Annotated in this window: 22 protein-coding genes; 6 read left to right on the top strand and 16 right to left on the bottom strand. The window is 71.6% G+C overall.

The genetic code is table 11. The features are described from left to right. The first annotated feature begins 72 nt into the window (after positions 1–72). Positions 73–492, top strand: coding sequence for a nickel-type superoxide dismutase maturation protease (sodX, locus tag HA039_RS10730; RefSeq protein WP_167027251.1), 420 nt, complete (start codon positions 73–75; stop codon positions 490–492). Here the strand turns inward: sodX and HA039_RS10725 are convergent. Then, positions 396–1,025 (bottom strand): CGNR zinc finger domain-containing protein, encoded by a 630-nt coding sequence (locus HA039_RS10725; protein ID WP_167027248.1) that lies wholly within the window; start codon positions 1,023–1,025, stop codon positions 396–398. The two genes, sodX and HA039_RS10725, sit on opposite strands and share 97 nt — an antisense overlap. Before the next feature lie 158 nt (positions 1,026–1,183). Between HA039_RS10725 and HA039_RS10720 the strand changes: the two genes are divergently transcribed. Continuing rightward, positions 1,184–1,939, top strand: a complete 756-nt coding sequence (locus tag HA039_RS10720) for a class I SAM-dependent methyltransferase (RefSeq protein ID WP_208298582.1) — start codon at positions 1,184–1,186, stop codon at positions 1,937–1,939. A gap of 95 nt (positions 1,940–2,034) precedes the next feature. Here the strand turns inward: HA039_RS10720 and HA039_RS10715 are convergent, their stop codons facing one another. The 3 genes from HA039_RS10715 to HA039_RS10705 form a co-directional block, all read right to left on the bottom strand. Continuing rightward, on the bottom strand, positions 2,035–2,796 hold the full coding sequence (locus HA039_RS10715; RefSeq protein ID WP_167027245.1) for an amino acid ABC transporter ATP-binding protein: 762 nt from the start codon (positions 2,794–2,796) through the stop codon (positions 2,035–2,037). Continuing rightward, on the bottom strand, positions 2,793–3,728 hold the full coding sequence (locus HA039_RS10710; RefSeq protein WP_167027242.1) for an amino acid ABC transporter permease: 936 nt from the start codon (positions 3,726–3,728) through the stop codon (positions 2,793–2,795). The genes HA039_RS10715 and HA039_RS10710 overlap by 4 nt, the downstream gene beginning before the upstream one ends. Before the next feature lie 131 nt (positions 3,729–3,859). Beyond that, the gene (locus tag HA039_RS10705; protein ID WP_167027239.1) at positions 3,860–4,816 is read right to left on the bottom strand and encodes an ABC transporter substrate-binding protein; all 957 of its coding nucleotides are present in this window, start codon (positions 4,814–4,816) and stop codon (positions 3,860–3,862) included. Positions 4,817–5,359: 543 nt separating this feature from the next. Here HA039_RS10705 and HA039_RS10700 point away from each other — a divergent pair. Both HA039_RS10700 and HA039_RS10695 read left to right on the top strand, forming a co-directional pair. Further along, entirely contained in the window at positions 5,360–6,610 is a 1,251-nt protein-coding gene (locus HA039_RS10700) for an NAD(P)-dependent malic enzyme (protein WP_167027237.1), read from the top strand. A gap of 198 nt (positions 6,611–6,808) precedes the next feature. After that, a complete protein-coding gene (locus HA039_RS10695; protein ID WP_167027234.1) occupies positions 6,809–7,777 on the top strand; it encodes a zinc-binding dehydrogenase in 969 nt (322 codons plus the stop codon). A gap of 155 nt (positions 7,778–7,932) precedes the next feature. Here the strand turns inward: HA039_RS10695 and HA039_RS10690 are convergent, their stop codons facing one another. From HA039_RS10690 to HA039_RS10655, 8 genes are all read right to left on the bottom strand, one after another. Further along, positions 7,933–8,868: a PadR family transcriptional regulator gene (locus tag HA039_RS10690; protein WP_167027231.1), complete on the bottom strand. Its 936-nt coding sequence runs from the start codon at positions 8,866–8,868 to the stop codon at positions 7,933–7,935. Position 8,869: 1 nt separating this feature from the next. Continuing rightward, positions 8,870–9,739 carry a DUF4097 family beta strand repeat-containing protein gene (locus HA039_RS10685; protein ID WP_243869338.1) on the bottom strand — a complete coding sequence of 290 codons (870 nt, stop codon included), beginning with the start codon at positions 9,737–9,739 and terminating at the stop codon, positions 8,870–8,872. A gap of 120 nt (positions 9,740–9,859) precedes the next feature. After that, complete coding sequence (locus HA039_RS10680) at positions 9,860–10,042, bottom strand: DUF6104 family protein (RefSeq protein ID WP_167027225.1); 183 nt, start codon at positions 10,040–10,042, stop codon at positions 9,860–9,862. A gap of 114 nt (positions 10,043–10,156) precedes the next feature. After that, on the bottom strand, positions 10,157–14,041 hold the full coding sequence (locus HA039_RS10675) for a multifunctional oxoglutarate decarboxylase/oxoglutarate dehydrogenase thiamine pyrophosphate-binding subunit/dihydrolipoyllysine-residue succinyltransferase subunit (protein WP_167027222.1): 3,885 nt from the start codon (positions 14,039–14,041) through the stop codon (positions 10,157–10,159). Between the two features lie 280 nt (positions 14,042–14,321). Then, the gene (locus HA039_RS10670; RefSeq protein ID WP_167036568.1) at positions 14,322–15,377 is read right to left on the bottom strand and encodes a HAMP domain-containing sensor histidine kinase; all 1,056 of its coding nucleotides are present in this window, start codon (positions 15,375–15,377) and stop codon (positions 14,322–14,324) included. A gap of 215 nt (positions 15,378–15,592) precedes the next feature. Further along, entirely contained in the window at positions 15,593–16,330 is a 738-nt protein-coding gene (locus HA039_RS10665; RefSeq protein ID WP_167027219.1) for a response regulator transcription factor, read from the bottom strand. A 120-nt stretch (positions 16,331–16,450) separates the two neighbouring features. After that, a complete protein-coding gene (locus HA039_RS10660; RefSeq protein WP_167027215.1) occupies positions 16,451–17,155 on the bottom strand; it encodes a spermidine synthase family protein in 705 nt (234 codons plus the stop codon). A gap of 223 nt (positions 17,156–17,378) precedes the next feature. Continuing rightward, positions 17,379–18,026: a GNAT family N-acetyltransferase gene (locus HA039_RS10655; protein WP_167027212.1), complete on the bottom strand. Its 648-nt coding sequence runs from the start codon at positions 18,024–18,026 to the stop codon at positions 17,379–17,381. A 206-nt stretch (positions 18,027–18,232) separates the two neighbouring features. Here HA039_RS10655 and lon point away from each other — a divergent pair, with 206 nt between their 5' ends. Continuing rightward, on the top strand, positions 18,233–20,641 hold the full coding sequence (gene lon / locus HA039_RS10650; RefSeq protein ID WP_167027209.1) for an endopeptidase La: 2,409 nt from the start codon (positions 18,233–18,235) through the stop codon (positions 20,639–20,641). Positions 20,642–20,749: 108 nt separating this feature from the next. On the opposite strand, the gene HA039_RS10645 is transcribed toward lon, so the two are convergent. From HA039_RS10645 to HA039_RS10635, 3 genes are all read right to left on the bottom strand, one after another. Beyond that, positions 20,750–21,523 (bottom strand): GntR family transcriptional regulator, encoded by a 774-nt coding sequence (locus tag HA039_RS10645; RefSeq protein ID WP_208298581.1) that lies wholly within the window; start codon positions 21,521–21,523, stop codon positions 20,750–20,752. Between the two features lie 2 nt (positions 21,524–21,525). Beyond that, entirely contained in the window at positions 21,526–22,068 is a 543-nt protein-coding gene (locus HA039_RS10640; protein ID WP_167027206.1) for a GntR family transcriptional regulator, read from the bottom strand. A gap of 214 nt (positions 22,069–22,282) precedes the next feature. Beyond that, positions 22,283–23,101 (bottom strand): lysozyme, encoded by an 819-nt coding sequence (locus HA039_RS10635; protein WP_243869336.1) that lies wholly within the window; start codon positions 23,099–23,101, stop codon positions 22,283–22,285. A gap of 199 nt (positions 23,102–23,300) precedes the next feature. Here HA039_RS10635 and HA039_RS10630 point away from each other — a divergent pair, with 199 nt between their 5' ends. Further along, complete coding sequence (locus tag HA039_RS10630; RefSeq protein WP_167027200.1) at positions 23,301–23,801, top strand: MarR family winged helix-turn-helix transcriptional regulator; 501 nt, start codon at positions 23,301–23,303, stop codon at positions 23,799–23,801. 51 nt (positions 23,802–23,852) lie between these two features. Here the strand turns inward: HA039_RS10630 and HA039_RS10625 are convergent, their stop codons facing one another. Continuing rightward, entirely contained in the window at positions 23,853–24,635 is a 783-nt protein-coding gene (locus HA039_RS10625) for a protein phosphatase 2C domain-containing protein (protein ID WP_167027197.1), read from the bottom strand. Between the last annotated feature and the right edge of the window lie 190 nt (positions 24,636–24,825).

The raw sequence follows: 24,825 nt of genomic DNA, 5'->3' as shown, positions 1-24,825 counted from the left end.
GGCTTAGGACAAAAGTCCGGGGTCAAAATGGGACAGGCGGCGGAACGGACGGCGGGACCGGGAGGGTGTCGGATGGCGGAGCACGAGCGTGAGCCGAGAGCGCCGTTGGGGATCGCGGAAGTGACGGGGCCGTCCATGTACCCGACGCTCAAGCACGGCGACCAGCTCCTCGTCCACTACCGCGCCCCCGTCAAGGCCGGTGACGTGGCTGTCCTCAAGCACCCGCTCCAGCAGGACCTCCTCATCGTGAAGCGGCTGGTGGAGCGGCGCGACGACGGCTGGTGGGTGCTCGGCGACAACCCGGGGGCCGAGGGGGACAGCCGGGTGTTCGGCGCCGTACCCGAGGAACTGCTGCTGGGGCGGGTGCGGGCCAGGTACCGGCCCCTCGCCGCCGGTCAGCGGTCCGTGCTGGGCACGGTCTCGTGGCTGGTCTCCGCGCTGCGGCCGGTGCTCGCCGACCGCTCGGTCTCCAGGCGCTTGCGCGCCCGGTAGGCGGCGACGTTGGCCCGGGTCGCGCAGCGGTCCGAGCAGTAGCGGCGGGAGCGGTTGGTCGAGGTGTCCAGGTAGGCGTTACGGCACGGCGCGGCCTGGCACAGTCCCAGCCGGTCCACCCCGAACCCGGTGAGGTGGAAGGCCAGCCCCATGGCCGCCGTCGCCGCGTACCCCGCCGTCGCGTTCGACGGGTGCTCGGCCAGGTGCATGTGCCAGCGCGGACGCCCCTCCTCGTCCAGGAAGTCGTGCCCCGACACCTGCGGGCTGACCGGGAACTCCAGCAGGAGCGAGTTCAGCAGGTCGACCGCCCGGCTGCCCTCGCCCTCGTCGGCCGCCGTGAAGACGGCGCGCAGCCGTGCCCGTACCGCCCGGAAACGCGTGAGGTCCGCCTCCGTGGCCCTGCGGGCCAGCTGGGTGCTCGCGCCGAAGAGGGCACGGATGTCGTCCACCGAGGTCAGCGTGTCCGTGCCACGGGCCGGCTCCTCGGTGTTGACCAGGCGTACGGCGTAGTCCGAGTAAGAGGCCAGTTCCACTTGTAGTCCTTACGGCTGCGGTCTAAGTTGGTTCGTCGGAAGAAGAAGTAATGGGCCGTAGTGTATTCAGGGTATTACGGCTTCGGGGTATTCGTCAGGGTATACGGGTGATCGCGGATCCTCGCGGCGTTCCCGCGATCGAGTGGATGGGGAGTCACATGGCGCTTGTCGAGACCGACTGGCCGGCCTGGCAGCGGAGCTGGGACCGCCAGCAGGAGTGGTACATGCCCGACCGCGAGGAGCGCTTCCGGGTCATGCTGGACATGGTCGAGGCCCTCGTCGGCCCCGAACCGAGGGTGCTGGACCTCGCGTGCGGTACGGGCAGTATCACCGACCGGCTGTTCCGGAGGTTCCCCGGCGCCACGAGCACGGGCGTCGACCTCGACCCGGCGCTGCTCACGATCGCCCGGGGCTCCTTCGCCGGGGACGACCGGGTCACCTTCGTGACCGCCGACCTCAAGGACCCGGACTGGCCGGAGCTGCTCCCGGCGGGACCGTACGACGCCGTCCTCACCGCCACCGCCCTGCACTGGCTCCACAGCGAGCCGCTGGCCGCGCTGTACGGGCAGCTCGCCGGGGTCGTCAGGGAGGGCGGGGTCTTCCTGAACGCCGACCACATGCCGGCCGACGACACCCCCCGGATCAACGCGGCCGAGCGCGCCCACCGGCACGCGGCCATGGAACGCGCCAGGGACGGGGGCGCGCTGGACTGGGCGGACTGGTGGAAGCTGGCCGCCGGCGATCCGGCGCTCGCCGGACCGACCGCCGAGCGGTTCCGGATCTACGGCGAGCACGCGGACGGCGACACCCCCACCGCCGCCTGGCACGCGCGCACGCTCCGCGAGGCGGGCTTCGCGGAGGCGCGCACGGTCTGGTCCTCGCCCTCCGACGCCCTGGTCCTCGCCCTGCGGTAAGGCAGCGGGCGAGCAGGCGGAGGCCGGGCGGCGGGGCACCGGCGGGCGGCGGGGGGCGGGCGGGGCGGGCATCTCCGTACCGCCCCTCCCCGCTCCTACAGCACCTTCGACAGGAACGACTTCGTCCGCTCGTGCCGCGGGTTCGTCAGTACGTCCCGCGGGTGCCCCGACTCGACCACCACACCGTCGTCCATGAACACCAGCGCGTCCCCGACCTCCCGCGCGAAGCCCATCTCGTGCGTGACCACGATCATGGTCATGCCCTCCTCCGCCAGCCCGCGCATGACGTCCAGGACGTCACCCACCAGCTCCGGGTCGAGCGCCGACGTCGGCTCGTCGAAGAGCATCAGCTTCGGCTCCATCGCCAGCGCCCGCGCGATGGCCACCCGCTGCTGCTGGCCGCCGGACAGCTGCGACGGGTAGCTGGCCGCCTTGTCGGCCAGGCCCACCCGGTCGAGCAGCCGCTCGGCCCGCGCGCGGGCCACGGCCTTCGCCTCGCCGCGCACCTGGACCGGCGCCTCCATGACGTTCTCGATCGCCGTCATGTGCGGGAAGAGGTTGAAACGCTGGAAGACCATGCCGATGTCGCGGCGCTTCCTGGCGACCTCGCTGTCCTTCAGCTCGTACAGCTTGTCGCCCTTCTGGCGGTAGCCGACCAGCTCCCCGTCGACGTACAGCCGCCCGGCGTTGATCTGCTCCAGGTGGTTGATGCACCGCAGGAACGTCGACTTGCCGGAACCGGACGGGCCGATCAGGCAGAACACCTCACGCGGGGCGACCTCCAGGTCGATCCCCTTGAGGATGTGCGCGGCGCCGAAGGACTTGTGGACGCCCTCCGCCCTCACCATGGCGGTCATGCGGCGGCTCCCGAACGAGTGCTGAATCCGGCCAGATTCCTCTTGACCTTCTGGAACGGTGTCAGCGGCAGCGAGCGGCTCGAACCACGCGCGTAGTACCGCTCCAGGTAGAACTGCCCGACGCTGAAGACCGTCGTGAGGATCAGGTACCAGGCCGCCGCGAGGAAGAGCATCTCCGCCGCCGCGCCCGAGGTGGTCCCGATGTCCTGCGCGTTCCTCAGCAGCTCGGTGTACTGCACCGCCGAGACGAGCGAGGTCGTCTTCAGCATGTTGATGACCTCGTTGCCGGTGGGCGGCACTATCACCCGCATCGCCTGCGGGATGATCACCCGGCGCAGCGTCTTGCCGTGGCTCATGCCCAGCGCGTGCGACGCCTCGGTCTGGCCCTCGTCGACCGAGAGCAGTCCGGCCCGGCAGATCTCGGCCATGTACGCGGCCTCGTTGAGGCCGAGTCCCAGCAGCGCCGTCAGGAACGGCGTCATGAACGAGGACCAGTAGTCCTTGTAGACGGGGCCGAGGTTGATGTACTCGAAGACCAGTCCGAGGTTGAACCAGACCAGGAGCTGTACGTAGACGGGCGTACCCCGGAAGAACCAGATGTAGAACCACGCGATGGACGACGTCACCGGGTTCTTCGACAGGCGCATGACCGCGAGGATCACGCCGCCGACCACTCCCATCACCATCGCGAGGACGGTGAGGAGCAGGGTGTTGCCGACCCCGGACAGGATCCGGCTGTCGAAGAAGTAGTCGGGGATGGCGCCCCAGTTCACCTTGCCCTGCGAGAAGGCGTAGATGAGGGAGACGAGCAGGGCGACGGCGATCACGGCGGACACGTACCGGCCGTAGTGCCGGACCGGGATCGCCTTGATGGCCTCGGGCCCGGCGGGGGGCGTGTCGACGGGCCCCGTCTTTTCGATGTCAGCAGTCACAGGTGTTGCCTCTCAGCGCCGGATGCCCGGTCGGGACGCCCGGTCAGGGTGTCCGGCCGGGGCGTTCGCTCGGAACGTTCGCCGGGGCGTTCGTGTGGAACGCCCCGGCGGGGACGGTCGGGAACGTCCGGTCAGGAGCCGCCGTTGAGCTTCGCCTCGGTGACGGCGCCGGACTCGGCGCCCCACTTCGCGAGGACCTTGGCGTACTCGCCGTTCTTGATGATCGCGTTCATCGCGGCCTGGAGCGCGGAGGAGAGCTGCTTGTTGTCCTTCGCGACGGCGATGCCGTACGGGGCGGACTCGACGGTCTCGCCGACCAGCTCGAAGTCGTTGCCGCCGCCGGACGTCTTCACGGCGTACGCGGCGATCGGGGAGTCCGAGGAGCCGGCGTCGGCGCCGCCGGAGCGCAGCCGTACCTGGGCCTGCTGGTCGTTGTCGAAGGACTCGATGGCGAGCTTCTTGCCGGCCGGACACTTCTTCGCCTGGCCCTTGGCGAGGTCCTCGGAGACGGTGGCGCGCTGCACGACGATCTTCTTGCCGCAGAGGTCGTCCCAGGTCTTGATGCCCTGGGTCTTGCCCTTGGGGGTGTAGATCGAGACACCGGCGGTGTAGTAGTCGACGAAGTCGACACCTTCGCCGACCTTCTTGCCGTCCTCGACGCCGTTCTGGCGGTCCTTGGTGTCCGTCATCGCGGACATGGCGATGTCGTAGCGCTTCGCGCGCAGGCCGGTGACCAGGGTGTCGAAGGTGCCGTTCTCGAACTCGAACTTCACCCCGAGCTGCTTGCCCAGCGCGTCGGCGAGGTCGGGGTCGATGCCGGCCGTGTTGCCCGACTTGTCCTTGAACTCCACCGGCGCGTACGCGATGTCGGAGCCGATCTTGACGACACCCTTGTCCTGGATCGCCTTGGGCAGCTGGTCGAAGAGCGGTGCCTTGTTCGCGTCGGCGGACGCGGCGGTGTCCTTCTTGCCGCTGTCGGTCTGGTCGCCACAGGCGGTCAGCAGCATGGCGCCCGCTACCGCGATCGCGCCGGCCGCGGCGATCCGGGACTTCGCGGCGGTCGTACGACGTGTGGTGCTAGCGGTCATGATGTGAATCCTCCGGCGGGTCGGGCGGGTGATGAACCGCCACGAAGGCGGGTCAATCCGGCTGGCACACACCTTCGATTTTCGCAACGGTGTGTGATGAGAGGCATCTTGCCATTCGGACTGACCCGTTCAGGGGACCAGTCATGTCAAAATCGGGTAACGGGACCCACCCCCACCCCGTCCGCCCCGCCCACCACGGCGGGACCTTTCGCCGGGTTGTCTCTTTCCGACCGGAAATTCTCCTGTTCGTGCTGGCTTGTGCGCGTGATTCGCGCGGTCTGCCGAATGTGCCCAGATCTTCGGTTATGAGGCATGTCACCGCGTCGGTGTGGAGTCGCAGACGGCGTTGTCCGTCCGGTATGAAGGACGTTTACGCCCCGCATCCGGGGCCCTGGGCGCGTGTGCGGCGCGCCCGCGCGTACGTACCACCCCCTGGCCGAGCGGGCCGAAACGACGGGCCGGGGCGCGTGCGCGGTGGTCACCCACCCCTCCTCGACCAGGAGTGGACACCCTCAACTGATGCAGACCTAAGGGGTCACAGACATGGCAGCGGAGATCGTCAATCCTCGCAGCGCTGACGGCACGGACACGGTGGCGGGACCCGGGGGTGGGCCCGGGGGTACGGCGAGCAGGCCCGACGAGCCCTTCGATCCGGCCTTCGCGCTGCACCGCGGCGGCAAGATGTCCATCCGGTCGACGGTGCCGGTGCGCGACAAGGACGACCTGTCCCTGGCGTACACCCCCGGGGTGGCGAAGGTGTGCAGCGCGATCGCGGAGAACCCGGAGCTCGTCCACGACTACACCTGGAAGTCGCAGGTCGTCGCCGTCGTGACGGACGGGACGGCGGTGCTGGGACTCGGTGACATCGGCCCGGAGGCGTCGCTTCCGGTGATGGAGGGCAAGGCCATCCTGTTCAAGCAGTTCGGCGGGGTCGACGCCGTGCCGCTCGCGCTGGCCACCACCGACACCGACGAGATCGTCGAGACCGTGGTGCGGCTCGCGCCGTCCTTCGGCGGGGTCAACCTGGAGGACATCTCGGCGCCCCGCTGCTTCGAGATCGAACGCAGACTCCAGGAGCGGCTGGACATCCCGGTCTTCCACGACGACCAGCACGGCACGGCCGTCGTCACCCTCGCCGCCCTGAACAACGCGGCGAAGCTCACCGGGCGCACCCTCGGCGAGCTGCGGGCCGTCATCTCCGGGGCGGGGGCGGCGGGGGTGGCGATCGCCAAGTTCCTGCTCGCCGCCGGGATCGGCGATGTCGCGGTGGCCGACCGGAAGGGCATCGTCAGCACCGACCGCGACGACCTGACGGACGTCAAGCGGGAGCTGGCCGAGATCACCAACCGCGCGGGCCACTCCGGTGCGCTGGACGCCGCGCTGTCCGGTGCGGACGTGTTCATCGGGGTGTCGGGCGGTACGGTCCCGGAGCCCGCGATCGCTTCGATGGCGCCGGGGGCGTTCGTCTTCGCGATGGCCAACCCGAACCCCGAGGTGCACCCCGACATCGCGCACCAGTACGCGGCGGTCGTGGCCACCGGGCGCAGCGACTACCCCAACCAGATCAACAACGTCCTCGCCTTCCCCGGGATCTTCGCGGGAGCGCTCCAGGTGCGGGCGTCGCGGATCACCGAGGGCATGAAGCTCGCGGCGGCGAACGCGCTGGCGGACGTCGTGGGGGACGACCTGGCGGCGGACTACGTCATCCCGTCCCCCTTCGACCCCCGGGTGGCCCCGGCGGTCACGGCGGCGGTGGCGGCGGCGGCCCGCGCCGAGGGGGTGGCGCGGCGCTGAGCGTGGCGCGGGGCTGAGCGCCGGGTGGCGCCGAGGGTACGACGGGGGCCGCTCCCGGGGAGGTGGGCGGTCGCCGGGCGTACCCCTGTCCCGGCCGTATCCGCGTCCTGGGCGCACCCGGGGCTCGTTCGCAACGCGGGCCGTGTCACACGTTGTTCCGGTTCCGTCGCGGGCGGGTGGCGTCCTATCGTCGGGGGCATGTTCGCCGCCTACGCAGCCCGCATCGACCGTGACCACCCGCTCAACGGCCTGGAGCTCGGTGAGCGGCCCGCGCCCGGGGCACGGGCCGGGTGGACCACCGTGACCGTGCGGGCCGCCTCCCTCAACCACCACGACCTCTGGTCGCTGCGCGGGGTGGGCCTGCCCGCCGACCGGCTGCCGATGATCCTCGGCTGCGACGCCGCCGGGGTCGACGAGGACGGCAACGAGGTGGTCGTCCACTCGGTGATCGGCGCGACCGGCCACGGTGTCGGACCGCGCGAGAGGCCCTCGATCCTGACCGAGCGCTACCAGGGGACCTTCGCCGAGCAGGTCACCGTACCCACGTGGAACGTCCTGCCCAAGCCGCCCGAGCTGACCTTCGAGCAGGCCGCCTGCCTGCCGACCGCCTGGCTCACCGCGTACCGCATGCTCTTCACCAACGCCGGTGTCCGGCCCGGGGATTCGGTCCTCGTGCAGGGCGCGGGCGGTGGGGTCGCCACGGCCGCGATCGCCCTCGGCAGCGCGGCGGGACTGCGCGTCTACGCCACCAGCCGGGACGAGAAGAAGCGGGCGCGGGCTCTCGAACTGGGCGCGGCGGACGTCTTCGAGCCGGGCGCCCGGCTGCCCCGGCGGGTCGACGCCGTCATCGAGACCGTCGGCGCGGCGACCTGGTCGCACTCGGTCAAGTGCCTTCGCCCCGGGGGCACGTTGGTGATCTCGGGGGCGACGAGTGGTGACGCGCCGGCGCACGCGGAGCTGACCCGGATCTTCTTCCTGGAGCTGAAGGTCGTCGGCTCGACGATGGGGTCCAAGGACGAGTTGGAGGATCTGCTCTCGTTCTGCGCGGTGACGGGGGTACGGCCGGTGATCGACGAGGTGTTGCCGCTGGAGCGGGCGCGGGAGGGGTTCGCGAAGCTGGAGTCGGGTGCTCAGTTCGGGAAGATCGTGCTCACCCCGACCGCGTAGGCGCCCCTCGGGCCGCGGCCCACGGATGTCCTCAAGCGCCGGACGGGCTGGGGGTCGGCGTCCGCCTGGAGTCCGGTGCGGGTCAAAGATGTCCTCAAGCGCCGGACGGGCTGGGTTGGGTCGGCGGTTGAGGACGTCTTTTGGTCGCGGTGTGGTCAGCGTGGGGGGTCGGTTACGCGTAGGAGGGCGGTGATGTGGGCTGCCGCCGTGGACAAGTGGCGCCTTGCCTCGCCGAGTTGGGCCTCGGTCACCCCGTTGTCGCGCGCCGCGTCGCGGATGTCGTCGCGGAAGCGGTCCAGCAGGCGGTCCAGGTCGCGTGCCGGGTCGCCCGAGCCCGTGGCATCCTTCGGCCAGCCGTCGGGCGTCTCCTCCTGTGCGGGGGCCTTCGGCGCGGATCCCGCGTACACCCCTCGCAGCTGCCCCGTCAGTTCGGACAGCCCCTCCCGCAACCCCGTGGGCCAGTCCCCCCGCGCGAAGTGCCCCTGCACCTGGTCCTGGACCTGCTTCGCGATGCGCTGCATCTCCTGGCGGGCCGTCTCCTGCGCCTCCTTGGCCTGGCGACGCGCCTGCTGCGCGTCCTCGCGGGCCCGGCGGGACTCGTCCTTCGCCCGGCGCGCCTGCTCCTTCCAGCCCTGCTGCGCGCGCCGCAGCTCCTCCTTCGCCGCCGACCAGTCGTCGGAGCCGGCCGGCTTGGACGACCCGCGGTGGTTCTCCGACGCCGCCGCCCGCATCTCGCTGCGCAACTGCCCCGCCGCGCCCCGCACGTCGTCGCGGATCTCCGCGGCCAGTTCGGAGACGGAGTCGCGGATCTCCAGCTCCAGGTCGGCCAGTTCACCGCTGCGCCCGGCCAACTCCGCGCGCCCCGCGTCCGTGATCGAGTAGACCTTGCGGCCGCCCTCGGTGGCGTGCGTGACCAGGCCCTCGGCCTCCAGCTTGGCCAGGCGGGGGTAGACCGTGCCCGCGGAGGGGGCGTACAGGCCGTGGAAGCGCTCCTCCAGCAGGCGGATCACCTCGTAGCCGTGGCGCGGGGCCTCGTCCAGGAGCTTGAGCAGGTAGAGGCGGAGTCGTCCGTGGGCGAAGACCGGGGGCATGTCAGAGCTCCTTGGGGGAGGCGGGGGCGGCGGGGGAGGCGGGCGCCGGCGCGGGGGAGTCGTACGGTTCCGCCGCCGGCCGGCGCAGCAGCGCGATCGAGCCGGACACGGTCGTCGCCTTCAGGCGCCCCGTGCCCGCCCCCAGCGTGCCGGTGATGTTCTTCGCCCCCCACCGCCCCCCGACCCGCAGGTCGTCGAACGCGTTGGAGATCCTGCCGCTCGCCGTGTTCGCCTCCACCTGCGCGTCCGTGAGGTGCGGCAGCCGGATCGCGACCTCGCCGGAGACCGTGGCGACCTGGATCTCGGTCGGGCGGCCCGCCTCGTCCAGGTCGATGACCATGTCGCCGCTGACCGACTCGGCGCGCAGCGAGGAGCCCGTACCGTCGAGGACCGTCAGGTCGCCCGACACCGACTGGAAGTGGAGGTCGCCGCTGACGGCCTGGGCCTCCAGGTCGCCGGACACGGACTCGGCGCTGACCGGCCCCGAGAGGCCGACGAGCGTGGTGTCGCCGGTGACGCCGCGTACGTCCGTACGCCCCCGGATCCCCGAGACCACGGCCCCCGCGCTGACCACCCCGACCTCGACGGCCGCCCCGGCGGGGACGGCCACCGACACGACGGCCTTGCGCCGCCAGCCCTGCGGGTCAAGCCACTTGAGGAAGCCCTTCCAGGGCAGGTCCTCGTACGCGACGGTCAGCGTGGAGCCCTCCTGGGTCACGACGAGCGGGGGGCCCTGGATCCCGGAGATCTCCAGGTGGGCCGCGCCGTCCGTGCCCACGACGTTCACCGTGCCGTCCACGATGCGCACGCTGAGCGCCGTGACCGGGTCGTCGAAGACAAGTTTCCTCGGCTCTGAGACGGACCACTCCATGGTGCTGACCTCCCGGGCCGGACGCGAAGCGACGCGACAACGCAACATATCGCGTCTCCTGTGAGACACGATATATCGTGGTTACGGGAAGTCAAGGCCGGGCTGAGCCGCCGGCCCGCGTCACTCGTCGTCGTCCTCGTCGTCCGACCGCGCCAGCCATGTCGCGAGCCGCTCGACCGGCACCTCGAAGTCGGGGTTGAGGTCGACGAAGACGCGCAACTGCTCGGCGAGCCAGGCGAAGGTGACCTCCTCCTCGCCGCGCCGCTTCTCCAGTTCCTCGATCCCACGGTCCGTGAAGTACATACGACCAGCGTAACGACCCTGTGGGGGAGCCGGGAACGCCGGAGGGCCCGGCCCCACGAGAGACATCTCGCGGGGCCGGGCCCTCCGGGCCGTACCACAGCCGGTGGCAGCGGGTCAGGCGTCGAAGACCTCGTTGACCAGCTGCGCCTGCTCCGCCTGGTGGCGCTTGGCCGAGCCGACCGCCGGGGACGAGGAGTGCGGCCGCGAGATGCGGCGCAGGCGCTCGCCGTGCGGGATGTCGGCGCCGACGGCCAGGTCCAGGTGGTCGATCAGGTTGAGCGCGATGAACGGCCACGCGCCCTGGTTCGCCGGCTCCTCCTGGGCCCACAGGTACTTGTCGGCGTTCGGGAACTTGGCGATCTCCGCCTGGAGTTCCTGGCCGGGCAGCGGGTACAGCCGCTCCAGGCGCAGGATCGCCGTGTCCGTCGTACCGCGCTTCTGCCGCTCGGCCTCCAGGTCGTAGTAGACCTTGCCGGCGCAGAAGACGACCTTGCGCACCGCGGCCGGATCGACCGTGCCCGCCGCGACCGCCGTGTCACCGATCACCGGGCGGAAGCCGCCGGTGGTGAACTCCTCGACCTTCGACGCGGCCGCCTTGAGGCGCAGCAGCAGCTTCGGGGTGAAGACGATCAGCGGCTTGTGGTGCGGGTTGTGGACCTGCCAGCGCAGCAGGTGGAAGTAGTTCGACGGCAGCGTCGGCATGGCGACCGTCATGTTGTTCTGCGCGCACATCTGGAGGAAGCGCTCGGGACGCGCGGACGAGTGGTCCGGGCCCTGGCCCTCGTACCCGTGCGGCAGCAGCAGGGTGACGCCGGACGTCTGGCCCCACTTCTGCTCGGCCGAGGAGATGAACTCGTCGACGACCGTCTGGGCGCCGTTGACGAAGTCACCGAACTGCGCCTCCCACATGACCAGCGATTCCGGCCGGGCGAGGGAGTAGCCGTACTCGAAGCCCATCGCCGCGTACTCGCTGAGCAGCGAGTCGTAGACGTTGTAGCGGGCCTGGTCGTCGGTCAGGTAGAGCAGCGGGGTGTAGTCCTCGCCGGTCTCCTGGTCGACCAGGACGGCGTGGCGCTGGCCGAACGTACCGCGGCGGGTGTCCTGGCCGGACAGCCGGACCGGCGTGCCTTCCATGAGCAGCGAGCCGATGGCGAGGGTCTCGCCCATGCCCCAGTCGATCGTGCCGTCGTCCACGGAGGACGCGCGGCGCTGGAGCTGCGGCATCAGGCGGGGGTGGACGGTGACCGTGTCGGGGATGGCGACCTGCGACTCGGCGATCCGCTTGACGACCTCCTGGGACACGGCCGTGGTGACCGCGACCGGGAACTCCGCCTGGGCGTCCGGGACATGCGTCGGAGCGGGCTGCGAGGTGGCCTCGCGGACCTCCGCGAAGACCTTCTCCAGCTGGCCCTGGAAGTCCTGGAGCGCCTGCTCCGCCTCTTCCAGCGTGATGTCGCCGCGGCCGATGAGCGACTCGGTGTAGAGCTTGCGCACCGAGCGCTTCTTGTCGATCAGGTTGTACATCTGCGGGTTGGTGAACTGCGGGTTGTCGCCCTCGTTGTGACCGCGGCGGCGGTAGCAGATGAGGTCGATCACGACGTCCTTGTTGAACGTCTGGCGGAACTCGAACGCCAGGCGCCCGACGCGGACGACCGCCTCCGGGTCGTCACCGTTCACGTGGATGATCGGCGCCTCGATCATGCGCGCGACGTCCGTCGCGTACATGGAGGAGCGGGACGCCTCCGGGGCGGCGGTGAAGCCGACCTGGTTGTTGATCACGATGTGGACCGTGCCGCCGGTGCGGTAGCCGCGCAGCTGCGACATGTTGAGCGTCTCGGCGACGACGCCCTGGCCCGCGAAGGCCGCGTCGCCGTGGAGCGCGACGGGCAGGACGGTGAAGTCCGTGCCGGCCTTGTTGATGATGTCCTGCTTGGCGCGGGCGATGCCCTCCAGGATCGGGTCGACCGCCTCCAGGTGCGAGGGGTTCGCGGCCAGCGAGACCTTGATCTGCTCGCCGTCCAGCCCGGTGAAGGTGCCGCTGGCGCCCAGGTGGTACTTCACGTCGCCGGAGCCGTGCATCGACTTCGGGTCGAGGTTGCCCTCGAACTCGCGGAAGATCTGCGCGTACGACTTGCCGACGATGTTCGCGAGGACGTTGAGGCGGCCGCGGTGGGCCATGCCCACGACGACCTCGTCCAGGCGCGCCTCGGCGGCGGAGTCGAGGACCGCGTCCAGCAGCGGGATGACGGACTCGCCGCCCTCCAGCGAGAAGCGCTTCTGGCCCACGTACTTGGTCTGGAGGAACGTCTCGAACGCCTCGGCGGCGTTGAGCCGGCGCAGGATGCGCAGCTGCTCCTCGCGCTCGGGCTTGCCACGCGGCCGCTCGACGCGGTCCTGGAGCCACTTGCGCTGCTTCGGGTCCTGGATGTGCATGAACTCGATGCCGGTGGTGCGGCAGTACGACTCGCGCAGCACGCCCAGGATGTCGCGCAGCTTCATCATCGACTTGCCGGCGAACCCGCCGACCGCGAACTCCCGCTCCAGGTCCCACAGCGTGAGCCCGTGCTCGGTGATGTCGAGGTCGGGGTGCTTGCGCTGGCGGTACTCCAGCGGGTCGGTGTCGGCCATGACGTGGCCGCGGACCCGGTAGGAGTGGATCAGCTCGAAGACCCGGGCGGGCTTGGTGACGTCCTCGTCGTGCGAGGCGTCGATGTCCTTGAGCCAGCGGACCGGCTCGTACGGGATCCGCAGCGACTTGAAGATCTCGTCGAAGAAGTCGTTCTCGCCGAGCAGCAGTTGGCTGAGGATCCGCAGGAACTCGCCGGAGGCGGCGCCCTGGATGACGCGGTGGTCGTACGTGGAGGTCAGCGTCATGACCTTGGAGATGCCCAGCTTGTTCAGGGTGTCCTGCGAGGTGCCCTGGAACTCGGCGGGGTAGTCCATCGCGCCGACGCCGAGGATGAGGCCCTGACCGGGCATCAGGCGCGGCACGGAGTGGACGGTGCCGATGCCGCCGGGGTTGGTCAGCGACGCGGTGACGCCGGTGAAGTCCTCCATCGTCAGCTTGTTCGTACGGGCGCGGCGGACGATGTCCTCGTACGCCTGCCAGAACTCGAAGAAGTTGAGCGTCTCGGCCTTCTTGATGCCGGCGACGACGAGCTGGCGGTCGCCGTTGGGCTTCACCAGGTCGATGGCCAGGCCGAGGTTGACGTGCTCGGGCTTGACGAGGGTCGGCTTGCCGTCCTTCTCCGTGAAGGAGTGGTTCATCGTCGGCATGGCCTTGAGGGCCTGCACCATCGCGTACCCGATGAGGTGCGTGAAGGAGATCTTGCCGCCGCGCGCGCGCTTCAGGTGGTTGTTGATGACGATGCGGTTGTCGAAGAGCAGCTTCACCGGGACCGCGCGCACGGACGTGGCCGTGGGCAGCTCCAGCGACGCGTTCATGTTCTTCGCGACCGCGGCGGACGGGCCGCGCAGCGTCACGTACTCCGGGCCCTCGGCGGCGGCGGGGGCGTTGCCATTCGTCGATGGCTTCGCCGCGGCCTGCGCGGGAGCGGCGGGGGCCGCGGCCTGCGCCGCGGCCTGCGCCGGGGCCTGCGCGGCGGGCGCGGCCGGTGCCTGCGGGGCCGGAGCCTGGGCGGCGGGGGCCGGCGCCTGCGCGGCGGGCGCGGCGGCCCGGTCCGCGGGCCGCGCCGGCGCGGCGGCCTGAGCCGGTGCCGGGGTGGCTGTCGGGGTCGAGGCGGCGGTCGTGGCGGCCGGGGTCACCGCAGCCCCCGCGGCTGCGGTCTCCGCTGGCTTGTCCGCCGTGCCGGGCGTGCCCGGCTTGTAGTCGGCGAAGAAGTCCCACCAGGCGCGGTCGACCGAATTCGGGTCCTGGAGGTACTGCTGGTAGATCTCGTCGACGAGCCATTCGTTGGCACCGAAGGCGGCGGCAGGGTTCTTCCCTTGCCCGTCTTCGTCGGTCGAGATGCTCGGCTTACTGGGGGACTGAGACGACACGGCGTGAACCGCCCTCTTCCGCTTCACAAGGTGATGGACAGCGGGAATCAAGGCTACGCCTAACCGGGCCCGCAGGTGCAGGCCAGGCGGGCCATCGTCGTGCAAGTCACATCTGACGGCGGGTTTCAGCGTATGAAATGGCGGGAAACAAGCCTGGTTCGCCTCGCCGGGAGAGCGCCCGTCCAGCACTGTCCCCGGCTGCGGCGGGTCCGCGGCCCGTAGTCCGCCCGTCCCCGACTCCGTACCCGGAGATCGTGCGCTAACAAGTCCGAACTCTACGTCAATCCCGCGCCTGGGGAATTCCCGGAAGAGTGACGCGGATCCGGCAGCCACGTGCGGATTCGGCCACTCCGATGCGTCCGCCGTGCAGATCGACCGCCCACCGCGCGATCGCGAGCCCCAGACCGGTGCCCCCGTCGCTGCCGGGACCGTGCGGGGAGGGCGCGCTGCCGCGGTTGAACCGCTCGAAGACGCGGTGCCGTTCGGCCTCCGGTATGCCGGGCCCTTCGTCCTGGACCTCCAGGTCCAACGACTCGGGGCGGGGGCCGCGCCGGGCCCGTACCGTCACCCGGCCGTGCGGCGGGCTGTGCTTGACCGCGTTGTCGATGAGGTTGGCGACGACCTGGTGCAGGCGCTCCGCGTCCGCGTGCGCGGTCAGTTCCGGCGGCGAGACGTCCAGGTGGAGGTGGACGTCCGTACGGGTGTGATTGCCGGATCCGGAGCCGACCGCGCGCTGCGACGCCGCCAGATTGGCCTCTTTGAGTACGCCGGACAGGTACGGCCACACCTCGAAACGCTGGGCCTTGAGCGTCACCACGCCGTTGTCGAGCCTGGACAGGTCGAGCAGGGTCTCGGTGAGCCTGCCCAGCCGTTCCGTCTGCCGCAGGGCGGTGCGCATCGTCTCCGGGTCCGCGGCGGACACGCCGTCCACGACGTTCTCCAGGACCGCGCGCAGCGCCGCGATGGGGGTGCGCAGTTCGTGCGAGACGTTGGCGACCAGCTCCTTGCGGTGCCGGTCGACGGCCTCCAGGTCGTCCGCCATGCGGTTGATGGTGGTGGCGAGGTCGCCCAGCTCGTCCCGGCGGTCGATGCCGCTGACGCGGCGCGTGTAGTCGCCGTGCGAGATGCCCTTCGCGACGGTGGTCATCTCGTCGAGCGGGGCGGTGAGGCCGTGCGCCACGAACTGGGTGATGAGGAGCGTGGCGATCACCGAGAAGACGGTGATGAAGCGCAGCTCGGTCTCCGTGCGCAGGGCCACCATCAGCAGGCCGGTGGTGATGAAGACGGAGACGACGACCAGGGTGCCGAGCTTGGCCTTGATGGAGAAGGGCCGCAGGCCGGTCTTCTCGGGGACCCTGCCGCGCGGTCCTGGACGTCCGCCCGGCCGGCCTGCCTGCCGTCCACTCGGCCGTGCGCCGGGACCGCCCCGGGAGCCGCGGCGGGGACCTTCGTACGGGCCGCCCTGGGAGCTGCCGCGCGACCCCTCGAACGGACCGCCGCGCGAGTCGTCGTACGGGGCGGCTTCCCGGCGTGCGCCGTCCCGGGGGCGGGTCATGGGGCCGGGGTCTCCAGGGCGTACCCGACGCCGTGGACGGTACGGATCCGCTCGGCGCCGATCTTCCGGCGCAGCGCCTTGATGTGGCTGTCGACCGTACGGGTGCCCGACGCGTCCGCCCAGTCCCACACCTCGGCGAGCAGCTGCTCGCGCGAGAGCACCGCGCGCGGGGTGCTCGCCAGGCAGACCAGCAGGTCGAACTCGGTCGGCGTCAGGTGGACGTCCTCGGCGCGCACCCGGACCCGGCGCTGCGCGTGGTCGATCTCCAGCTCGCCCAGGCGCAGGATGCCGCTGCGCGGGGTGACGGCGGCCAGCGCCGCGCGCTCGACGCGGCGCAGCAGCACGTGCACCCGCGCCGCCAGCTCCCGCATGGAGAAGGGCTTGGTCATGTAGTCGTCGGCGCCGACGCCGAGCCCGACCAGCATGTCCGTCTCGTCGTCGCGGGCCGTCAGCATCAGCACCGGCACCGGGCGCTGCGCCTGGACGCGGCGGCAGACCTCCAGGCCGTCGAAGCCGGGCAGCATCACGTCGAGGACCATCACGTCCGGCTGCCAGGCCTCCGCCGCGTCGACGGCCGCGGGGCCGTCCACCGCCGTCTGGACCAGGAACCCCTCGGCCCGCAGCCGGGCGGCGATGGCGTCGACGATGGTCGCGTCGTCCTCGACGACCAGGACCCTTCGCTGGGCGCCCGGCGTCGCCGCGACCCCGTTGTGGCTGGTCTGTGTCTGCTCCATGGCCCCGCCCCTGCTGGCTGGTACGCGTTCTGCGATCGTCGTCGATCCGTCACATGCGATCTCCATGTGGACGGAGATCGCGGGTGTGGGAGCAGCGTAGAGGCAGGAACAGGGTCACGGCTACGCAGTGCGAACGGCGAGATGGACGACGTCCGGTACGCCTCGGGCAACAGGGATCTCTTCGGCCGTAACTCCACCGAACCCGGCATTCCGGAGCGCTTCGCCGAAGGCGGCGGACGGCTGCGCGGACCAAATGGCCAGCACACCGCCGGGGTTGAGGCGCTCCCGGCACGCCGCGAGCCCGCTCGGCGTGTAGAGGCCCGTGTTGTCCTCGGTGACGGTCCAGTCAGGCCCGTTGTCGATGTCGAGGCACAGGGCGTCGTAGCTGTCCGTGGCGGTCCGTACGTACGCGACGAGGTCGGCGTGCAGGATCTCGGTGCGCGGGTCGGCGAGCGCGGCGCCCGAGATCCGGGCGAGCGGGCCGGTGCGGTGCCAGTCGATGACGGCCTCCTCGCGCTCGACGACCACGATCCGGCCCCACCGGGGGTCGGCGGCGGCGTGCGCGAGGGAGAAGCCGACGCCGAGGCCGCCGACGAGGACGGAGGGGTGGCCTGCGCGGCGGGCGTCGGGGAGGGCGGCGAGGGCGGCGTCGATGAGGAGGCGCTCGGAGCGGCCGTCGGACGTGTCCATCAGGAAGCACCCGTTGGCGATGATCTCCAGTTCGGCGCCGCGCCGCCGCAGGACGACCTCGCCGTGGGGGCCGTCGCGGCGGTCGAGGGTGACGGGGCCGGAGTCCGGACCGGGTTCCGGGACGGACACGTACATGGTGCGACCTTTCGGGAGAGGGTTTGCGCCGGGCGGCACGGGTCGGCCGGCCGGCCGGCGTGGGCGGTCCGGCGTCCTGGGGCGCCCGGGCGCCATCCTGCTGGTCCCGGGGGGCCGGTCACAACCGGGATCCGGGGAATCGGGCGCCGGAAGCACGCGCCGGAAGCACGCGCCGGAATCGCCGCGCCGGAACGGGCCTCCGCCCGGGACGCCGCCCCGGGGATCAGCCGGCGCGGACGGCTCCGGTGAGCGGCCCCCTGACCTCCCACCCGAGCGCGGTGTACAGGGCCCGGCCGTCCACGGTCGCGCCCAGGATGCCGGTCGCCGCGCCGGCCTCCGCCGCGGCCCGCTCCAGCGTTCCCATCACCAGCGCCCCGAGCCCCCGGCGCCGGTGCGCGGCCTCGGTCCCGATCTGGTCGAAGACGGCGGTGGCGCCGGTCGGCGCGACCTGGCCGCGCGCCGCGGGCTCCCCGTCCGGGGCCAGGATCCGGACCGTGACGACCCCGGCGGCGCGCTCGGTGCGCAGGCGGTAGCCGTCGGGCGGGGCAGGGGGAGCGGCCTGACCAGCAGGGTGGGGCAGGGCCTTGGTCATCAGGAAGCCGGGATCCTCCCGCAGGGTCCACCCGGGGGTGATCCATCCGGCGACCTCCTCGCGCGGCGCCATCAGGCGGAGCCAGACGCCGGGCTCGGTGATCGTGTCGCAGAGCTTCCGCACCGTCGTGCCGTCCGGCTCGGGGAGGACGTGCCGGGCCACATGGCCGGGAGCGCCCACCTGGATCACGTACCCCCAGGGCCGGGGTTCGGCGGGGCGGGTGCCGCGGGAGACCGTCCACCCCGCCACCCACGCCGATGTAATGGCTGCTATATCCACCGGAGCATTACATCACCCGCCCGCGGGCCGTGAGAACCCGCGCCCCTGGCCGGAATCTCTGACCGCGACTCGTTGCTCTACCTGGCGTGCGGCGCGCAAGACCGCACGTCAGAGCGATCGCTCAGAGCGAACAGCCCCCGGGGAACATTGAGGGACTCATAAGCATTGAGTCGGTACAGCTCAACTTGAATGCCGAAGGGGAGATCATGGCTCTCACGTCCACATCGCTCACGCTTCCCGTGCTGCCGCTCGACGACGAGGTCGTGCTGCCCGGAATGGTGGTTCCGCTCGACCTGTCCGACGCCGAGGTCCGCGCGGCCGTGGAGGCCGCCCAGGCGGCGGCCCGCGCCGAGGGCGCCGGGGTCAAGCCGCAGGTGCTGCTCGTCCCGCGCATCGACGGCACGTACGCCGGTACGGGTGTGCGCGGCACCGTCGAACAGGTCGGCCGGCTCTCGGACGGCGACCCCGGCGCACTGATCCGCGGCCGTGGCCGCGTGCAGATCGGCGCGGGGACGTCCGGGCCCGGCGCGGCCCTCTGGGTCGAGGGTCTGAGCGTCGAGGAGCTGGCGCCGGATCCGCTGCCCGGCGCCGTCACCGACCTGATGAAGGAGTACAAGGCCCTCGCCGCCGACTGGCTGAAGAAGCGCGGCGCGTGGCAGGTGGTGGACCGCGTCCAGCAGATCGACGACGTGTCGCAGCTGGCGGACAACGCCGGGTACTCGCCGTTCCTGTCGACCGCGCAGAAGGTCGAGCTGCTGGAGACCACCGACCCGGTGGCCCGGCTCAAGCTCGCCACCGACCAGCTCCGGGAGCACCTCGCGGAGCAGGACGTCGCTGAGTCCATCGCCAAGGACGTGCAGGAAGGCGTCGACAAGCAGCAGCGCGAGTTCCTGCTGAGGCGCCAGCTCGAAGCCGTACGGAAGGAACTGCGCGGCCTGAACGGCGAGGGCGACGAGGACGAGTCCGACGACTACCGGACCCGTGTCGAGGCCGCCGACCTGCCCGAGAAGGTGCGGGAGGCCGCCCTCAAGGAGGTCGAGAAGCTGGAGCGCTCGTCGGACCAGAGCCCCGAGGGCTCCTGGATCCGCACGTGGCTCGACACCGTGCTCGAACTGCCCTGGAACGTCAGGACCGAGGACGAGTACGACATCAAGGGCGCCCAGCGGGTCCTCGACGCCGAGCACGCGGGCCTGGAGGACGTGAAGGAGCGCATTACCGAGTACCTGGCCGTGCGCAAGCGGCGCGCGGAGCGCGGGCTCGGGGTGGTCGGCGGGCGGCGCGGCGGCGCCGTACTGGCCCTGGTCGGTCCTCCCGGCGTCGGCAAGACCTCGCTCGGCGAGTCGGTCGCGCACTCCATGGGACGTAAGTTCGTGCGGGTGGCGCTGGGCGGCGTCCGTGACGAGGCGGAGATCCGCGGACACCGGCGTACCTACGTCGGCGCGCTGCCGGGCCGTATCGTCCGGGCGATCAAGGAGGCCGGTTCGATGAACCCGGTCGTCCTGCTGGACGAGATCGACAAGGTCGGCTCCGACTACCGGGGCGACCCGGCGGCGGCGCTGCTGGAGGTCCTGGACCCGGCGCAGAACCACACCTTCCGCGACCACTACCTGGAGGTCGAACTCGACCTGTCCGACGTGGTGTTCCTCGCCACGGCGAACGTCCTGGAGGCCATCCCGGAGGCGCTGCTCGACCGGATGGAGCTGGTCAGGCTCGACGGCTACACCGAGGACGAGAAGGTCGTCATCGCCCGGGACCACCTGCTGCCCCGGCAGCTGGAGCGCGCGGGCCTGGAGACCGGCGAGGTCACGCTGGAGGACGAGGCGCTGCGCAGGCTGGCGGGCGAGTACACCCGCGAGGCGGGCGTCCGTAACCTGGAGCGGTCCATCGCCAGACTCCTCCGCAAGGTCGCGGCGGAACACGAACTGGGCCGCAGGGAACTGCCGTTCACGCTCGGCCCCGACGACCTGCGCAAGCTGATCGGGCGTCCGCACCACGTCCCCGAGTCCGCGCAGGACCCGGCGGAGCGCCGCACGGCGGTCCCCGGCGTGGCGACGGGCCTCGCGGTCACCGGCGCGGGCGGCGACGTCCTCTTCGTGGAGGCGTCGCTCGCCGACCCGGAGACGGGCGGCTCGGGCCTGACCCTGACGGGCCAGCTCGGTGACGTGATGAAGGAGTCGGCACAGATCGCGCTCTCCTTCCTCCGCTCCCGGGGCGCGGAACTGGAGCTGCCGGTCGCGGACCTCAAGGACCGGGGCGTGCACATCCACTTCCCGGCGGGCGCGGTCCCGAAGGACGGCCCGAGCGCGGGCATCACGATGACGACGGCCCTGGCCTCGCTCCTGAGCGGCCGCCTGGTCCGCACGGACGTCGCCATGACCGGCGAGGTCTCGCTGACCGGCCGCGTCCTGCCCATCGGCGGCCTGAAGCAGAAGCTCCTGGCGGCCCACCGGGCGGGCATCACGACGGTCGTGATCCCGAAGCGCAACGAGGCGGACCTCGACGACGTCCCGGCGGAGATCCTGGACAAACTGGAGATCCACCCGGTGACGGACGTCCGCCAGGTCCTGGACATCGCCCTGGCCCCCGCAGAAATGCGCGTCCCAGCGGCGGCGTAACGCCCCGCCCCGCTGACAACGGCCGCGCCCCGCCCGGAACACATGTTCCGGGCGGGGGCGCGGCCGTCGCCGTATGCCCGCACGGTGGCTGCCCGGCCGCCCGCCGGCTCACTCGGGCGTGAACTCGTACCGCAGCTCGTAGAGATGACCGGCCTTGACCATGACGGTCGCCTCGATGGGCCGGTTGCCGTCGCTGTGGACGACGCGCAAGGTGCGCAGCACCGGCAGATCGCCGGGGAGCCGCAGCGCCTCGTACTGCTCCTGCGTGGGCACGCGGGCGGAGACCCGGTCGACGCTCAGGCGTGGCGGATGGCCGAGGCCGGCCAGGAGGGTCGGGGTGCCGCCCCTGATCCGGCTCCGTTCCATGAGCGGTGTGCCCCGGGCGATGTCCGGCGGGTAGTACGAGTGGACGAGCTCCACGGGCTCGTCGTCCTGCGACAGCAACTGGTGCCGGAGCAGGGCGGTCCCGCCCTCCGGCAGCCCCAGGGAGGCCGCGACGTCCGCCGGTGCCGTGACCTCGGCGACGGTGATGAGCTTGCTCCGGGCCCGGGAGCCCTGCTTCGCCGTCTCGGTCAGCCAGCGATACGGCTCCCCGGCCTCGGCCGGCGCCATGTGGTCGGCGGGTCGTACCGTCCGCTGCCGGTGCTCCCGTACGGTGACGGCGGCGCCCGCGCGCCCCACGACCAGCCGCTCGTCCTTGAGGAGTTGCAGCGCCTTCTGCACGGTGGCGTTCGAGGCGTCGAACCGCTCCTTGAGCTGGGCCGTGGACGGCATCTTGGCGCCGGGTGCCAGCTCACCGGTCATGATCTCGTCGCGCAGGTCGGCGGCCAGCCGCTCGTGGAGCGATCGGCGGTCGTACGCGTCTTCCTCGGTCCTGGGCATGGTCAGCCGATCCTGATCTCGTACCGCAGTCGCTGGAGTCGGGCGGGCATGGTCATCAGGTCGAACTGGATGGGGCGGTCGTCCCCGTCGAAGGTCACACGCGTCAGGAGCAGCACCGGTTCGCCGGGCGGGATGTCCAAGACCTTCTGCTCCTCCCTGTCCGGCAGACGCGCGGTCACGTCCTCGCGGACCCGCACGCCCACGTGACCCAGCTCGGCGAGGAGGGTGACGGCTCCGCCGGGGATCTTGGCGGTGCCGGCCAGGCGCGTGCCGCGCGCGATGGCGGCGGGGTAGTAGGTGTCCGTCAACTCGCAGGGCCGGTCCTCGACGTACATGACCCGCCTGCGCACGATGACCGTCTCCCCGCCGCCGAGTCCCAGCAGACCGGCCACGTCGGGCGAGGCCGGCACCTCGCCCGCGTGGACGACGCGCTGGCCGCCCCGCCGCCCACGTGCGGCCAACTCGGCCCCCCAGGCGTCCTGCTGTCCGTCCGGCCGCGGTGTCAGGTACGGCAATGAGGAACTGACCCACTCGCTGACGCTCACGACGTCCTCCCGGTCTCGGTGGCTTTGCTGGGGCGACCGGTGACCATGGTCCGCGCCTTGCGGGATTTCGTCACCAGCACCTTTGGGGAGTGGGGTGGAGGGCCTGCTCGTCCGGCTGGGGGTGCGTGACAGCGGGGGCGGGCACCCCGGCCGCGCGGTCTCCCGGGGTGGAGAGCTGCGACGGCCGGGGGCTGAAGGTGGCCTCCGGTGGGCGTCAGCCGGTGGCGAGGGACTTGACGCCTGTCAGGGGGCCGTTGAACTTGTTGTGGTCTCCTACCGTCGGGCCTGTGGAGGTGTACTGCCAGATCGTCTGGTACTCCCAGCCCGCCGGGAGTTCGCCGACCGTGGTGTTGTAGCGGGCGATCCACAGGGGGTTCGTCGTGCCGAAGCCCGCGTAGTTGTCCGTGCAGTCGCGCCACCAGTTCGTGGACGTGTAGATCAGGGCCGCGCGGCCCGTGCGGGTCTTGTACGTGGTCAGGAAGTCGCGGATCCAGGAGACCAGTTGGGCCGGGGTCTTGCCGTAGCAGGCCGCGCCGTACGGGTTCCACTCGATGTCCAGCACCCCGGGCAGCGTCCTGCCGTCCGGCGACCACGATCCGCCGCCGTCCGCGAAGTACGTCGCCTGTTCGGCGCCGCCCGAGTCGTCCGGGGCGGCGAAGTGGTACGCGCCGTGGATCATGCCGACGTCGTACGAGCCCTCGTACTGCTGGCCGAAGTACGGATTCTTGTAGTAGCTGCCTTCCGTGGCCTTCACGTACGCCCACTTCACCCCGCTGCCCCACAGCTTCGGCCAGTCGACGTCCTTCTGGTGGCTGGAGACGTCCACCCCCTCCGTCTGCGCCACCCGTACGCCGGCGGGCAGGCCGCCGCCCCGGCCCTCGTGCGCCTGGATCCCCACGCCCATGTGCGCCGACCCCCGCGCCGGGGGGACGGGGGTGGGGGCGGCCGGCGCCGTGGCCGGGAGGGTGAGGAGGAGTGCGGGGACGGACAGGAGCGTGGCCGCCGCGCGGCGTAACAAGCGGGCTGTCGGCATGGGGCCGGGAGTGGGCATCGGTGGTGCCTCCTGGGGGCGGTCCGGGGGTCCGGACGGGGTACACGACGCTACGCACGGTCACCCTCGCCGGGCGGCCGCGGCACGCTGACGCCACTCCTACGAGCCTGCGAAATACTGTTCGGAGCCCGGGGCAACGGCCGCCGGCGGGAACGGACCTTCAGGAGCGGGAAAGCGCGCGATGGCAGCAGACGTGCACGCGAGCGGTACGGCACACGACCCGGCCCCGGCCGGCGGGGGTGCCCGGGCCCAGGGCGGTGACCAGGAGTTCCTCGCGCTGGAACGCGAACTGGCCGTCTTCCTGCGCCGCGCCAGGGCCAGCTCCGGCGAGATGGCCCGCGAGGTCCACCCCGAGCTGGAGCCCGCCGCGTACGGACTGCTCGTACGGCTGGAGGAGAGCGGCGACCAGCGCGCCACCGCCCTCTCCGGGTACTTCGGCGTCGGCAAGGCGACCATGAGCCGGCAACTGCGCGCCCTGGAGGAACTGGGCCTCGTCACCCGCGAGCCCGACCCCGCCGACGGCCGCGCCTCGCTCGTGCGGATCACCGGCGAGGGGCTGGCCCGCTTCCGCCAGGTGCGGGACGCGCGGCGCGAGATGTACGTCCACCGACTCGCGGAGTGGGACCGCACCGAGGTCGCCGAGCTGGCCCGGCTGCTGCATCAGCTGAACACCAGCGTGTAGGCCGTGCAGGCCGTAAGGGGGCCTGGTACGTACGTCACAGCTCCACGAACGTCACAGCTCCACGTACGTCACCGTCGCGTCGTCGCTGCGCTTTCCCCGCCGGAACACCGCCCCGTCCGGGTCCGCCGACTCCGCCGCCCGTACCCGGTCCACCAGCTCCTGCGGGCCGTTCTTGCGCACCACCGCCAGGCAGTCCGCCCAGCCGCCCTCCCGGAACACCTCCACCCACCGCGCCGCGCCGTCCGTGAGGGCCAGGGCGCTGCGTACCTCCGCCGCGGGCGTCCGGCCCGTCACCGCCCGCGACGCCACCGCCGGGTCCGCCGCCGCCGTGAAGAAGCCGCCCTCCGCGTTGCGCAGCGCGTCCGCCGTCGCGACGAGGCGCAGCGCCTCCTGGGGGATCCGGTCCAGGCGGTCGTCCAGCACCGCCCGTACCGCGCCGTCCGGCGACTCCAGCAGCAGGGTCGAGTCCGACAGCACCAGGTGCTCCACCGTGTCCGCGCCCCAGCGGACCAGGACGACGGTTGCCTGGGGCGTCCGTACGTGAGAAAGGTCACAGGTGTCCCGGTGGGCGTCCGCCGTGCGCAGGATCGCCGCGGACAGGATCGCGTCGAGGGGCATATCCCGCCGTGAACCGGACAGTTCGACCAGTGCGCCGCCCAGCCGGGCCGTGAACCAGGGCACGCCATGGACACATCCGTCCGACCCCGCCGGCGGGGTCACGCCGTCCAGGACGACCAGCACACCGCCCTCACCGCCCGCGGGCAGTGACACGGCTGTCCAGTCCTCATTGGGGCGTACGGCGGCGCCGGGGGCGGTGGCGAGTTCGATGCGCATGGATGCCAGTCTGCACGAGCCGCGCACCCTTCCGCATGGGTCCCGCATGGGTCCTTCACGCCGCCTGCACGGCACGTCAGTGGCATGTACACCCAGGTCAGACGGTGTGTTTCGGCGGTGAGGCACCCCTCCGCGGAGCTGCGGGCGCGCATCCTGCCAAAGGGTGCGCGTAAGGTCCACCCGGCACAAC

The sequence above is a fragment of the Streptomyces liangshanensis genome (genome assembly GCF_011694815.1).
Classification (GTDB): domain Bacteria; phylum Actinomycetota; class Actinomycetes; order Streptomycetales; family Streptomycetaceae; genus Streptomyces; species Streptomyces liangshanensis.
Note: the sequence above shows the minus strand (reverse complement) of the source record. Positions and strands in the feature narration are given on the sequence as shown.